Here is a 13979-nt window from a genome sequence, read left to right on the forward strand (position 1 = left end):
TTGGTTCCTCGGTGGTAAACCGTTTTCCACCATGGAGGCACCAAGACACGAAGGGACACGGAGGGTTTGTTAATAAAATGAAACGGCTGCCATATTTTTTTTAAAAAATAACCGAGCTTTCAAAATCCTGCAGCATTTATTTCGTATTTCATATAATTCAATATTTTAAATCTGTATTTATTTGAAAATAATGGATTACGATGACAGGTTTATTGAAGCGTTTGAAACCCTGATCTTTAAAATGCAGCAAGTAGATGCCACTTGCCAACAGGCATATGGGGATGTATCCAAACGGGAATTCAATTTATTGATCATGCTGGGTAAATCTGAAAAAATGATTATGAGAGAGGTGGCTGATTTCCTGGGAATACCCGTTAGTTCAGCTACGGCCATCATCGATAAACTAAGCGAAAAAGGGTATTTGAGAAGGATTCATTCTTCGAGTGACAGGAGGATCATTGTGGTGGTGTTAAGCCAGGAGGGGAAATCTATTTATTTATCACTAACATCCAAAATGAAAAATTTTGCCAGGGGTGTGATGGATAAGCTGGGCGAGGCAGAGAAAAAGAAGCTGGTGCAATTGCTTGAAAAGGCGGCTGCTTAATTTTTTTACCGTATTATTTCAAAAATCGTAATATATAAATTTTGAAATGTACAAAAACAAAATAGCCATTACCTCAAATTGATAACAACAAACTTAAATCAACAAATAACTTATGGAAAAACTAAAGAAAGTGTCGGGGCAATTCGGAATTGCCTGGGCAAAGTGGGTCATAAAAAGAAAGTGGCTGGTACTTATTGTTTCAGTGCTTACTTTTATGATCCTGGGCTTTGGCATGTCAAAACTGGCATTTGATGGCGATTATCGTGTGTTTTTTAGCAAAGATAACCCACAGTTGCTGGCCTATGAGGCTTTTCAGAAAAAGTATACTCAGGATGATAATGTGCTGATTGTCATCGAACCTCAGGACGGTCATACATTCACCAAAGAGTCGCTTGCCGCCATTGAGGAACTGACCGGGAAATCATGGCAAACACCGTACTCAAGCCGTGTAGATGCCATCACGAATTTTCAGCATACCTATGCCATCGGTGATGAACTATACGTGGAAGATCTGGCAGATCATGTAGGGGAACGCGCCGATGAGGAGATCAAAAAAATTGAAAGAATAGCACTAAACGAACCTTTGCTGGTCAACAGGCTTCTTAACGAACAGGGAACGGTTTCGGCAGTCAACATTACCGTAAAGCTGCCGGGAGAGGCCATAACCGAGGGCCTGGAGGTAACCGCCTATGTACGGGAGATGGTCGCTGAATTTGAAAAGGAGCATCTTGGCTTAAAAACTCACCTGTCTGGCATCATTATGCTCAATAGTGCCTTTTTCGAAGCGTCTGCCAAGGACTCCGGCACCTTGATTCCTTTAATGTTTTTGGCGATTGTTATTACGATTTTTCTTGCAACCAGAACTGTTTCAGGCACTTTTTCTGCCCTGATTATCATCATTTTTTCCATTGCTGCCGGTATGGGTTTTGCCGGACACCTCGGGCTCAGGCTCACACCACCCTCTGGTGCAGCACCTATTATTATCATGACACTGGCGGTGGCAGACAGTATTCATATTCTCATTACCATGATGCAGGGTATGAGAAGGGGGCTGGCCAAAAGGGAAGCTATTGCAGAGAGTTTGAGAGTCAATTTACAGGGATACCGGGTTCCAGGATTTTCTGGCCATTGCGGCGGGCGTTGAATATACTTTCAGCAATATAGCCTCGAGTGGTCTTGACATTGGGGTGCTTGTCGAATATTTGTATGACGAGCGTGATGAACTGGCTATTTCAGGCCTGGCCAATGACTTATTTCTGGGTGCCAGATTTGCTTTTAACGATGTAAACAGCACCGAAATATTGGGTGGGGTGATTTATGACCTGGATTATAAATCCGGATTGTTTTCTGTTGAAACAAGCCGTAGAATAGGTGATAGCTGGAAAGTCGAGGTGGAGGCCAGGATATTCGACAACCTGCAGGAAGAGGAGTTCCTGTATTTTTTCAGGGATGACAGCTTTGCGCAATTCGGCTTGTCAAAATTCTTTTAAAAAAAATCTAAAGTATATATTATGACCACAGTAAACTACCGTAACGGTTGGGATCTTGCACAATGGAATTTAGCCTTACTTGTCCTCGAAAACCGGTACAGGCCAGAGGAGGTGATAAAAATCGAGTCCCCGGCACACGAGGCTAACAGGCAATCGAAAAGATACTTTATCGATAATTCATAAAGTTTTCAGCAATGGTAAAATGCAGGCGGTCATAGCCAACTTCGGATAAGTTCGACAAGATGGCAACAACCATTTTTTCTTTTGGGGAAAGGATAAAAATGGCTGTACCACCTACAGAGCCACCGCTGTGACCATACCATTCGCCACCCCCGTTGCCTTCATATTTTCTCCACCCTAAACCATAATCCGTTGATTTTCCGTTGGAAATGGTCAGGGGAGTAAAAAGCAGCTCCGTGGTTGCTTTATTGAGCAGGCTGCCTGTAAGGATGGCATTTCCGAATTTCACCAGGTCCTCGGTGGTAGACAAAAATCCGCCTCCGGCCCATTTGTAGCTATTATCTACGGACGGTGCATTGCACCAGGTACTGTCTTCAGACAGTGCATAAAATCCGGTCCTGAAAGGGGTAAGGACCTCTCCATAGTCAGGAACGGTGCGTGTCATTTTCACCGGTTCAAAAACATTTTGTTTCATGAACTGCAAAAATTCCGTGCCCGATGCAGTCTCCACGGCTGCGCTGATCAGGTTCCATCCGTAGCTGGAGTAAGTATAGTCGGTGCCCGGTTCAAACAGCAGGGAGTCATTCTGAAACATCACCAGACCTTCTGTTACTGTTGCATATCTTTTGTCACTCAGGTATTCCGGACCGCGGTAATGCCTGATCCCGGCAATATGCCCGGCAATCTGTCTGATGTTGATTTCCCATCTTTTTTGGGGAAAAGACGGAACATAATGCCGGACAGGAAGATCGATGTCCATCTTATTATTTTCATGCAGCAGGCCAATAGCTGTGGCTGTCAGTGTTTTAGAGACACTTCCTATTCTAAACCGGGTGGCAGAAGGATCGACCTTTACCTGTTGCTCTACATTGCCATAGCCAAACCCTTCGGACCAAACCATTGTTCCGTCTTTTGAAACCGAAACACTCAAGCCGGGAATCCTGTTTTTTTTCACGAATCCAGCCACAAGCGACCTGGATTTTTCAACAGCCTCGTCCTCCGGAGCTTTAACAGTGCACTGCGTGTTCAACAATACGATTGACAATAATACCTTGATTAAAAATAGTTTTCTTTTCATTTTATGTCTCTGATATGATCACTTTCGGTTAAATATACTACCATAAAACCAATATTCTGTCATAGCATGGTTCAAAGCCATACTATGACTCTCACGAAATTGCGAAGCCCGGCCGGCGAACCTGATGATACGACCACGTGTCATGACTGCCCACCATCCGGGTGATTTCTTTGATTCGTTTCGTCCGAATTCAGGATTTGTTTGTTTTGCTCCTCCCTGAATTCGGATCATGATTTATCCTGTTTTTTCCTATTTCGATGTTGTGTTTTTGGGAGATGTCGCTCCAAATTTATCATTTTGTTACCAATGTTTTGTCCCCGCGGGACATTATAAAATGAGCCGGATCAATTTTTTTTCAATACGTTGCCACTTCTGTGGTCTTTAAACTCACCCTTATCAACTGCTAATACACCGTTAACCAACACATAGTCAATTCCTTCAGGGTATTGATGAGGGTTTTCGAAAGTGGCTTTGTCTATCACTTTTTCGGGATCGAAGACAACCATATCAGCTTTCATGCCTTCGGCAATTGTTCCCCTGTCGGCTAATCCGAGCCTTTTGGCGGGCATGCCTGTCATTTTATGGATAGCAGCCGGCAGTGTGATTATCTTTTTTTCCCTTACATAATGCCCCAATACTCTTGGAAAAGCGCCATACCATCGTGGATGCGGATGTCCCATGCCCGGGGCCACCAGCCTGCCATCGGAGGCGATCATGGTTTGTGGATGTTGCATAATTCTTTCCACATCATTTTCATCCATCACATGAAAAATACAGCGGGCGCCACCATTGAGCTGGGCTTCTATGACTAAATCCGCTCCGTTTTCCACGGTAGGTTCCATATTTTTGCTGATGGCCCAGTCGTGGAGTGTCTTTCCTTCCAATGCCGGCATCCAGTCTACTTTAGCAAATTGCACCCTTCGCAGGTCTGCTCCACCGCGGTCATTCAATATATTAAAAATTGTACCGGACCGGATACTGTCCCGGAGCTTGGGATTCCTGGTCCTTTCCCGGAAAGCCTCTTCCCCGCCGGCCCTGGCCCAGGCCGGAAGGATGATGGATAGGCTCGTATAACTTGCATCATAAGGATATTGATCCATCATAACGTCCAATCCCAGATTTCTGGCCGAGTCAACCAGCGCCAGTGTTTTTACACTTTTGCCCCACATGGGTTTTCCGATAACTTTATGGTGGGTTAGCACAATGGGAATGTCTGCCTCCCGGCCTATCAATATAGCCTCCCTGACAGCATCTATAAGACCTAAGCCCTCTTCGCGCAGGTGTGAGGTATAAAAGCCTCCATAGGCACTTGCCACTTTCGAAAGTGCGATTACTTCGTCTACTTCCGAAAAAGCACCCGGAAGATATTTCAGCCCTGTGGAAATGCCAAATGCCCCCTCTTTCATGCCTTGTTCAATCTGCTGTTTCATTTGCGCCAGTTCATCAGCCGTGGGGGCACGTTGGTCAAGAGACATCACATGCTTTCTTACGGTGTTGTGGCCAACCAGAAATGCTACATTCATGCCGATTCCAACCGTTTCAAGGGTATCCAGATAATCACCCAATGGCCACGGACCACTGCCATCAGGACCGCCTAATGCCGTAGTTACTCCCTGGCGAACGAGGCTTTCACAGCCGGGGAGTGTAAGCAAGGGCTCAATATGGGCATGGAGGTCTATAAAACCAGGGGCGACGGCCAGGTTTTGGGCATCGATCTGTTTCGCAGCTTTACTGTTTTGCAGGTCACCGATTTTTATAATTTGGTCCCCGTTGATGGCGATATCGGCTTCAAACGCCTCTGCCCCGGTGCCATCATAGATTTTTCCATTCCGTATGATTAAATCGTAAGGCTTTTCCCGGATACAATTCGTCAATAGGGACATGGCGAAAACAAGGGCGAAAAATTGGGTTAATGACTTTTTCATACTACTGAATTAAAATGATTATTTACTTAACCCAGCCTCAGCAACGGTTAATAATAAAGTGAGCTTTATGGCTTCGGCGCCATTTTCATTGAGCCACCACTCGTTTAAAGAATGGGTACCACCGCCTTTGCCACCTCTGCCCAGGGTAACCGCAGGAATTCCTTTGGAAATCGGAATATTGGCATTGGTTGAACCCCGGGTAAGCCGGGGCGTGACGTTAAAGAACCCGGTTACCGCCATCGCTCTTTGTACCAGGGGCGTTTCCGGCGGTATTTCTCCCGAAGGCCGGTCTCCGATCATTTCGAGCTCGAGTGTTACCGGAGGGCCTTCAACCCCTGACCTGTTATAGTCGTTTAATGCTGATTTGACTGACTCCCGGAAAATGGCGTCTATTTGTTTTAAGCTTTCCGGATCGTCAGAACGCATGTCTACCTCCATCCATGCTTCAAAAGGGATGGAATTCACCGAAGTGCCACCTCCTATGCGTCCTACATTGTAACTTGTTTTAGGGCCTTTTGCTGTGAACCCGGAGGCTTGCCCGGTGAAGTAATCAATCGCCTTGGCCATGGCATGGGCAGGGTTTCCCAAACCAAAAGCGCCCCATGAGTGACCACCCGGACCGCTAAATATGGCTTTATATCTTTTGGACCCCAAAGCTTTGTTGTTGATGCGGCCCATAGGTCCTCCATCGATGGAAATCCAGGCGTCTATTGGAATTTCCGGTTTTTCGAACAAATGCCTGACCCCCCGAAGGTCACCTAACCCTTCTTCTCCGACCGTACCGATGAAAAGCAAATCTGCCTCCGTTTGCAGACCAGCCTGTTGCATGGCCCGCAGCACTGTCAATACTACCATCAGCCCACGGGTGTCGTCACCAATACCGGGAGCATACAGTGTGTCACCTTTCTTTTTGACCTTAACATCTGTTTCGATAGGAAATACCGTGTCAATATGCGCATCCAGCGCAACGGTTTTCTGACCGGACCGTCCCTTTTTCAAGGCCAGCACATTGCCCGCTTCGTCTATCCATACCCTCGTGGCCCCTGTTTGTTCCAGCATAGCCTTAAACTTTTGGGCCCGTTTGCTTTCCATGAAAGGGGGTGCGGGGATTTCAGTAAGCATGATAAGGTCATTATTGGTTTGAGGCTCTAAAGCTTCGATGGCATTAAAGGCGCTTTGCATAACCTTGTTTTTGCTGAGTCTGGCAATTTCTTTCTGGTAAGTTTTAGCAATCTGTGTCGAATTTTGACCGTGTAGCCATAAAGGCGAAAATACAGATAACAGTAGTATCAGGGTTACGGGTTTCATTGGTATCGGTATGGTTGATTAACCCTAAATTACAGAATTAATTAATTTAGTTATATGTTGGGATGTATTTCTATTTATTTTTTGAAGCCTGATCGCCAACCACTCATAGTATGAGTTAGCGTCGTACTATGACTCCGGAGTTTGGCTTTTTTTCACTTTAGGGCTGTCCGGTAAGTAGTATGTTTCGGCCAGCTTCAAAGGGGCAGTTACTCCTCCCTCGAAGAAGGTTAGGAGGGTATCAAAAACGCCAGGCCAAACAAAATCCGGGTTCCTTTGGTCACAATGGACCTTATCGGACAGCCTCGCCATAAGAAATTTGAAGAGACAGTTTGACTAACTTTCCTGATAATATCCATTATATTTGAGAGCGTTAAACAGATCGTTCCACTTCAATGAACAAAGTAAAAACACTGGCCAGTGACAACTATGCAGGCGCTTTGCCCGAAATAATTCAATCCATTATCGAGGCCAATACCGGGCATGCCGGGTCTTATGGAGGTGATGATTTTACCAGGAAATCCAGGGAACTTTTCCGTCACCATTTTGGTGATGTTGCAGATGTCAGGTTTGTGTTTAACGGTAGTGGTGCGAATGTCCTCTCGCTTAGCACGGCAGTTGAGCCCTTTTCGTCCATACTATGTGCAGATTGTTCACATTTGTATGTTGACGAATCCACCTCCCCGGAATCTTTTACCGGATGCCGGTTAATTCCCCTGCAAACCAATTCTGAGGGAAAGATTGAGATCGAAGCCATCAAAGAAAAAATCATCCGGGTCGGTGACGAGCACCACCCCCAGGCAAGGGTCCTTTCCATTACGCAGCCGACCGAGTATGGTACACTTTACAGTTTGAAAGAGATCAGGGCCATATCGGATTTACTTAAAGAACATCACATGTTTTTGCATATGGACGGAGCCAGGATTTTTAATGCCGCAACAGCTTTGAACTGTACATTGAAAGCGCTGACCTCAGAAGCCGGTGTCGATATTGTATCTGTTGGAGGCACAAAAATTGGCATGTTGTTTGGCGAAGCAGTGGTTGTTTTTAACCATCAACTGGCAAAAAATCTGAAATTCAAACATAAAAGAGCGATGCAACTGGCATCCAAAAACCGTTTTATAGCCTGTCAGTTTGAAGCCCTGTTAAAAGATAAATTGTGGTACAAACATGCAAAAAAAGCCAATGACATGGCTGCGTTATTGCATGAAAGCATAAAAGCCATTCCCGGTATTACCGTCACAAAACCTGTACAAGCCAATGCTGTTTTCGCTATCATACCAAAGTCCTGGACAGAAAAGCTGCAAGACAACCTGTTCTTTTATGTGTGGAATGAGCTAACTAACGAAGTGCGTTTGATGTGTGCTTTCGATACGGATGAAAATGATATCAGAAAATTTGTCGAAGCCATAAAGGTACTCACATAAGAGCGATTGGCCATTACGTCCATTTGAGGACTGCCCGTAAAATTCCTATTTAATACATTACCTTATTTTACCCCCCGATCCAGGCTTGAAATTCGGGGCACTCTCTTTGCTTACAATCACCTCATCCTTTGGGTCGGGAATTAAATCCAGCGCAATTTTACTGCTACCGGCCTTTAATTTACTGATGGCATCCATGTTAACCGGATATTTGCGGTTTGCCCGGAAAAAATTGACAAGGTTCAGCCCCTTTTCCGGATCCGGCAAGGTTTGCTTAATGACATGAGCGTAGAGTAATATCTAATGGTGAAACAACCACGGAACGTGGGTGTTGCGCATCGTATAACAAAAGCAACAAAAGAAGATGGCGCGCGTTTAGCGGAGGTAATGCGTGCCCCTGTGACGATGAGCACGCTCCGCTAAACGCGCGCTAGCTTTTATTATTTTCGAAAAAAGGTTGTGCAACAGCCACACGACACTTGCGCTAGGAGCGGTTGAATTCAACGATAAATTTGGCCCCATGGCCGTATTCACTTTCACACCGGATTGAGCCATTCATGGCTTCTACGTATTTTTTTGTAATGGCCAGACCCAACCCTGTGGATATTTCCCCACCGGTTGGCTGAGCGCTGAGCTTCTGGAATTTACCAAAAAGCTTTTTCATGTCTTCTGCCGTAATACCCGGGCCCTGGTCTTTAATGGATATCACAACTTTTTTCCCGGTCTTTTGGGCCGCTATTTCCACTATGGTGTCGGGTGGAGAGAATTTTATTGCGTTGGAAAGGATATTTTCAAAAACCTGCCTTAAATAATACTTTTCAATTTTTGCGTAGATGTCATGGCTGTCATAACGGGTAACCATCCGGATATTTTTATTATCCGCAATCAGATAGTAGCTCTCAATTACCTCTTCAAGTACCTTGATGACGTTGCCTTTCTTTAGTTCTATGGATGTGCTTTGGCTTTCAATCTTGTTCAGATCAAGTATTTCCAGGATGAGCTCATTTTGTTCTTTTGATACGAGGGAAATTTTTTTAATGAGCCCTTTTTGTTCTTCGGTCAGGTTGTCGGATGACATGTTAATGAGCGATATTAAACCTTCAATTCTTTTCAAAGGGCTTTTTAAATCATGAGCTGCGATACCGATCAGTTGGTTTTTTTCTTCATTTAACTTTATCAGCCGCGCATTTTGGAGGGAGATGTGTCTTTCATATTTTTCCTGTTCAGTAATAAAATAATTCATCACCACAAAAAAAGTAACAAACAAAATGATAGGGTTTGTATAAGAAAAAACTTCCGGGGGGTAAACCTGAAACACGACCTGGGGCAGGTAAAACAACAGCATATTACCAATATAAAACAAATAGATGATCAACGGTCTGCTGAAAAATATCAATAATAGTTGTGCATTCAGAAAATAAATATACTCGAGCATTCTGCCTGGAAAAATAAAGACGGTAAACACAAACACAAATCCGTTGATCAGGTAAAAGAAGGAAAATTTGGCCCACCTGTACTTTCCTTTGCTGTTAAAAAAAATGACAATCAGCGTAATTACTGCGAACCCGGTTTCCAACAAAAGCACATCGTATCTTTTCAAAAACAGATTGGAAATGACATAAACAATCAACAGTGTAAACAAAGCCAACGTAAAAAGATTGAGCATTCTTACTCTCCGGTTTTCTTTGTTGGGAAGCTCGCTGTCAACACCGGCATTTATAATTTTAGAAAATACTTCTTTCATCCCGTCAAATGAGGGTTTATCCAGGATTTCACAAATTACTTAAATGAAACAGTTATAAAAATTTGCGAAATATAGCATTTTTATCCAAAATAACCTGATTTACAGATAGTTTAGCCTTAAAAATTACAGTTTTTAAACCCGGTTTTTCCGAATATCAGTTAACGTTTAGGATAAATCATTGATCATATATTACTTTTCCTATCTAAAGGTAATAAGGGGGTAAGCCTCCCCACTTTTGAAATCATTTTTCCCTCGTGGCAGTTCCAGAAAACCATCGACCTCTACCAGATTGGCGAGGTCACCCGAACCATGTCCTTCTACCGGGAAAGCCAATAGCTTTCCCTCGTGGCTAAAATTGATTTTTACCTGGACGAAATAAACCAGGTCGGGTTTAAATTCGACAGGTCGGGCTAATACGGCGTGAGGTGTCTGCCCGGTCTTCTTTCCCAGGCTATGGTTCAGCCAGGGTATAAAATATCTTTGCATGCACATAAATGAAGAAACCGGGTTTCCGGGCAAGGCAAATACCACACAACCATCGGCATGCACACCAAACCAAAATGGCTTCCCCGGCCTTTGTTTGATTTTATGAAATAGTTTTTGAACCCCCACTGATTCCAGTGCGGCTGGCAGAAAGTCGAATTTTCCCTTTGAGACCCCACCACTCAACATGATGACATCATAACTTTTGACAAATTGGCTTAATTTTTTTTGAATTTCTTCTTTGTCATCTTGCAGATGGGCGGTATCTGCCTGTATGCCCAGGTTGCCAAGCGTCGATTTCAGCCGGTAGATGTTGGATCGCCTGATTTCATGTGGCCTGGGAACCTCATCAATGTCTACCAGCTCATCTCCTGTGGATATAACCATGACTTTTGGCAGTTGGCTGACTTTTAGCCATGATTTACCGATCGTCGCACAAATCCCGATTTCCGCGGCAGAGAGGGTGGTACCTTTCTTGACAATCAGGTCTCCTTTTGCCCTGTCTTCACCCTGGTAATGGATATTTTGGCCTTGTACAATGTTTTCTTCCCGGATTGTGGCTTTGTTATCACGGATTTCCAAATCTTCATACCTGATTACTGTGTCTGTTCCGGTTGGCAAAATGGAGCCGGTCATCACCTCGAGGCAGGCATCCCGGTTGGCTAGCGCCAGTTGCGGTGAGCCGGCTGCCGCGACACCTTGAATTTCCATGGTGCTTTTCCCCTCCGAAAATGATTTGTAATCAATGGCAATGCCATCCATGGTAACACGGTTGTAGGGAGGGAAATCCCTGTCGGCAAATAAATCTTCCCGCAGGACTTTGCCATAACATCGATCCAGAGGTAGGGATTCATCCGCTACCGGGAGCTTGTGGTCTCGTATAATGTTTTCAGCTTCTTCAACAGTAATCATAGTAGCATACAATTTTCAGATTAAACCGGGTGCCGAGATTCAGTGCTTAATATTAGAGATAATTTGATAAATTCTTGATAAGATAATTACTATATTTAACTATACCGTCTCATGTATGATTGATCCTCAATTCATAAAATCACATTTCCCGGTTTTCAGGCATCATGCCGGGCTGATTTATTTCGACAATGCGGCCACCACGCAGCGGCCGGGCGTTGTTATCGATAAGCTAAATGATTTTTACAGCCGGGGAAATGCAAACATACACAGGGGATTATATGGGTTATCAGTTAATGCTACTACCAATTATGAGGCGGTCAGGGAAAAGGTAAGGGATTTTATCGGAGGCAAAGCGAAGGAGTCTGTTGCCTTCACCAGGGGTACCACAGAAGCGATCAATGTGGTGGCCAATACCTACCTGAAGCCGAGGATCGGAGCAGGCGACAACGTGGTGATCAGCGCTATGGAGCATCACTCCAACCTGATTCCATGGCAGCAGCTTTGCCTGCAAAAAGATGCTGAATTGAGAATTATTCCGGTGGCTGATACCGGCGAGGTGGTCATTGATGCAGTCAATGACTATCTTGATCGTAAAACGAAGATGTTGGCGATCACGCACATTTCCAACACCCTCGGCACGGTTAATCCTGTCGATAAAATGGTAGATATTGCGCACCGTAAAAAGGTTCCTGTTTTGATAGACGCCGCCCAAAGTGCCTGCTTTTACCCGCTTGAAGTGGCCTCCCTGGATTGTGAATTTCTGGCTTTCTCAGGTCACAAGATATTCGGCCCTTTTGGGGTGGGGGTGCTGTATACAAGGCCGGATCTGATAGAAGACATGCTACCCTATAATTACGGGGGAGGAATGATAACTCATGTTGGTTTTGATGAAAGCACGTTTATGCCTTATCCTTATAACCTCGAGGCCGGGACTCCCCAGATCGCCGAGGTGATCGGCCTGGCTGAGGCCATTGATTATCTGAGGCAGGTCGATAAAACAGAGGCTATCGACCATGTCAGCGGACTCGCTGCCTACTTCATAGAAGCGCTGAACAAGATTGGGAAGTCGGCGGTGATTGCCAGTCCCAAGGAACGCACTGGCATTGTTTCTTTTTTACTGGATAACATCCATCCACATGATGTGGCGACCTTTCTGGCCGAAGATAATATTGCCGTGAGGGCAGGCCACCACTGTACGCAGCCCTTATTGGAGCAAATGGGCGTCAGGGCCACTTTGAGGGCCTCATTTTCAATCTATAACACCAGGGAGGAAATTGATCGGATGACAGACAAGCTAACGGAAATTCAAAGGTTTTGGTCATGAATGAAAGGTTAAAAGCATTGTACAAAGAAGTGATACTACAGCACAGTAAGGAACCTTTTCATTTTGGCAAAAAGGAGGATTGCGATCATGTGATCGTTGCCAATAATCCGGTTTGCGGGGACAATTATAAATTCTACGTCAATGCGGAAAAACAAACACTCAAGGATGTGTACTTTCATGGATTCGGCTGTGCTATTTCCAAGGCTTCCAACGCTGTTTTGGTACAGTTAATCAGTGATCAGGACTTGAAAAAAGCTTATGTCACCTGCTGTGCTTTTCTTGATTACCTGGACAACCGGAACAATGCGCCGAAAACGGTGACGGATCCTGCATTTGAAGCTTTTTCAGCGGTTCATGAATTTCCATCCAGAATGGATTGTGCTACACTGGGATGGCGCGAGATGAAAAAATTCCTGGAAAATATGAAAGAAGTCCGGTACAGCGCTCAGTAGAAAGCATTTTTAGCCTTAACAATAGCGCCCATAACACTCAACGCGATTTCCCTGGGTGTTTTAGCTTTGATATCCATACCGATAGGGGCATCGATTCTCTCGGTAATAAGTGCTTCTGAAAATCCCAGTTGTTTTAGTCTCTCGATCCTTTTGGCATGGGTTTTACGACTGCCCAATGCGCCGATGTAAGTTAAGTTAGCAGGTAAAAGGATTTCAAGGGCGTTGTCATCTATTTTAGGGTCGTGTGATAAAACCGCTGCATAGGTACAGGCATCCAGCGTAAATTCCTGCAGTACCTCCGACGGATACTTTTCAATAATCCTGTCGGGCGCAACCCTGAAAGCGGTCTTTTGGGCAAATGCTCCCCTGGGATCAATAACAATCACCTCGAAATCAAACAGTTTGGCCAGTTGCACCAGATCTGCTGTGATATGCGCTGCACCGATGATAAGCAATTGATTCCTTCTCGGAAAGACATGTACAAAATATTGATCATCTTCAAATTCAACGACACCATTTTTTCGTTGATTGAAAATTTCTATGGCTTGATCGATTAACGCTTCCGGTAAATGTGCTCCGGTAAAGGACTTATCCGTTGAAACCAGGGTATTTAAATTTTCACCGGTAGCCAGTTTTGTTACCAGGAGGCAGCTTGTATTGGAATCAAGATTTTTCTCCAGTTGATCCCAAACCTCCAGTTGCTCCGGATGGCCGGTGCAGGCCATGAATTTTTCGACAAAAACCATGATTTTACCACCGCAACTTAATCCTACCGTCCAGGCATCTTCGTCCGACACACCGTAAGACAGCTTTTCTCCACCACCCTCACTGATAAAGTGCTGTGCTGCCTTGATTACAGCCCCCTCTACACATCCGCCACTCACTGAGCCGGCCATCTCCATTTTGTCCGAGACGATCATAGAAGAACCCACCGGCCTTGGCGAAGAGCCCCAGGTGGAAATGACCCTGGCCAGTGCAAACGGCTTATCTTCCCTGAGCCAGGCCTGAATGGATGGTAGTAACTCTTTCATATCTAATTATCGATGAATTGTACGTTG

Annotated in this window: 15 protein-coding genes; 7 read left to right on the top strand and 8 right to left on the bottom strand. The window is 44.8% G+C overall.

Features of this window, described 5'->3' with window-relative positions:
• Positions 1-190: 190 nt before the first annotated feature.
• The 4 genes from AC04NP_RS20920 to AC04NP_RS20935 all read left to right on the top strand — a co-directional run bounded on the left by AC04NP_RS20920 (position 191) and on the right by AC04NP_RS20935 (position 2277).
• The gene (locus tag AC04NP_RS20920; protein ID WP_482861984.1) at positions 191-604 is read left to right on the top strand and encodes a MarR family winged helix-turn-helix transcriptional regulator; all 414 of its coding nucleotides are present in this window, start codon (positions 191-193) and stop codon (positions 602-604) included.
• A 112-nt stretch (positions 605-716) separates the two neighbouring features.
• The gene (locus AC04NP_RS20925) at positions 717-1748 is read left to right on the top strand and encodes an efflux RND transporter permease subunit (RefSeq protein WP_482861894.1); all 1032 of its coding nucleotides are present in this window, start codon (positions 717-719) and stop codon (positions 1746-1748) included.
• Between the two features lie 43 nt (positions 1749-1791).
• A complete protein-coding gene (locus AC04NP_RS20930; protein WP_482861895.1) occupies positions 1792-2094 on the top strand; it encodes a hypothetical protein in 303 nt (100 codons plus the stop codon).
• A 21-nt stretch (positions 2095-2115) separates the two neighbouring features.
• On the top strand, positions 2116-2277 hold the full coding sequence (locus tag AC04NP_RS20935; RefSeq protein ID WP_482861896.1) for a hypothetical protein: 162 nt from the start codon (positions 2116-2118) through the stop codon (positions 2275-2277).
• Here the strand turns inward: AC04NP_RS20935 and AC04NP_RS20940 are convergent.
• From AC04NP_RS20940 to AC04NP_RS20955, 4 genes are all read right to left on the bottom strand, one after another.
• Positions 2261-3352, bottom strand: a complete 1092-nt coding sequence (locus AC04NP_RS20940) for a serine hydrolase domain-containing protein (protein WP_482861897.1) — start codon at positions 3350-3352, stop codon at positions 2261-2263. The genes AC04NP_RS20935 and AC04NP_RS20940 overlap by 17 nt on opposite strands.
• 18 nt (positions 3353-3370) lie before the next feature.
• Entirely contained in the window at positions 3371-3583 is a 213-nt protein-coding gene (locus AC04NP_RS20945; protein ID WP_482861898.1) for a hypothetical protein, read from the bottom strand.
• Positions 3584-3696: 113 nt separating this feature from the next.
• Complete coding sequence (locus tag AC04NP_RS20950) at positions 3697-5277, bottom strand: N-acyl-D-amino-acid deacylase family protein (RefSeq protein WP_482861899.1); 1581 nt, start codon at positions 5275-5277, stop codon at positions 3697-3699.
• Between the two features lie 18 nt (positions 5278-5295).
• On the bottom strand, positions 5296-6585 hold the full coding sequence (locus tag AC04NP_RS20955; RefSeq protein WP_482861900.1) for a M20/M25/M40 family metallo-hydrolase: 1290 nt from the start codon (positions 6583-6585) through the stop codon (positions 5296-5298).
• Between the two features lie 392 nt (positions 6586-6977).
• On the opposite strand from AC04NP_RS20955, the gene AC04NP_RS20960 reads away from it, so the two are divergent.
• The gene (locus tag AC04NP_RS20960; protein ID WP_482861901.1) at positions 6978-8009 is read left to right on the top strand and encodes a threonine aldolase family protein; all 1032 of its coding nucleotides are present in this window, start codon (positions 6978-6980) and stop codon (positions 8007-8009) included.
• A 57-nt stretch (positions 8010-8066) separates the two neighbouring features.
• On the opposite strand, the gene AC04NP_RS20965 is transcribed toward AC04NP_RS20960, so the two are convergent.
• The 3 genes from AC04NP_RS20965 to AC04NP_RS20975 all read right to left on the bottom strand — a co-directional run bounded on the left by AC04NP_RS20965 (position 8067) and on the right by AC04NP_RS20975 (position 11145).
• The gene (locus AC04NP_RS20965; protein ID WP_482861985.1) at positions 8067-8306 is read right to left on the bottom strand and encodes a LytTR family DNA-binding domain-containing protein; all 240 of its coding nucleotides are present in this window, start codon (positions 8304-8306) and stop codon (positions 8067-8069) included.
• A gap of 184 nt (positions 8307-8490) precedes the next feature.
• Positions 8491-9750, bottom strand: coding sequence for a sensor histidine kinase (locus tag AC04NP_RS20970; protein WP_482861902.1), 1260 nt, complete (start codon positions 9748-9750; stop codon positions 8491-8493).
• 198 nt (positions 9751-9948) lie between these two features.
• A complete protein-coding gene (locus tag AC04NP_RS20975) occupies positions 9949-11145 on the bottom strand; it encodes a molybdopterin molybdotransferase MoeA (RefSeq protein ID WP_482861903.1) in 1197 nt (398 codons plus the stop codon).
• Positions 11146-11260: 115 nt separating this feature from the next.
• Between AC04NP_RS20975 and AC04NP_RS20980 the strand changes: the two genes are divergently transcribed.
• Positions 11261-12469, top strand: a complete 1209-nt coding sequence (locus AC04NP_RS20980; RefSeq protein ID WP_482861904.1) for an aminotransferase class V-fold PLP-dependent enzyme — start codon at positions 11261-11263, stop codon at positions 12467-12469.
• Complete coding sequence (sufU, locus tag AC04NP_RS20985; RefSeq protein WP_482861905.1) at positions 12466-12921, top strand: Fe-S cluster assembly sulfur transfer protein SufU; 456 nt, start codon at positions 12466-12468, stop codon at positions 12919-12921. Before AC04NP_RS20980 ends, sufU begins: the two co-directional genes overlap by 4 nt.
• Here the strand turns inward: sufU and AC04NP_RS20990 are convergent.
• Positions 12915-13952 (bottom strand): XdhC family protein, encoded by a 1038-nt coding sequence (locus AC04NP_RS20990; RefSeq protein WP_482861906.1) that lies wholly within the window; start codon positions 13950-13952, stop codon positions 12915-12917. The two genes, sufU and AC04NP_RS20990, sit on opposite strands and share 7 nt — an antisense overlap.
• Between the last annotated feature and the right edge of the window lie 27 nt (positions 13953-13979).

The sequence above is a fragment of the Agaribacillus sp. DX54 genome, from assembly GCF_056858335.1.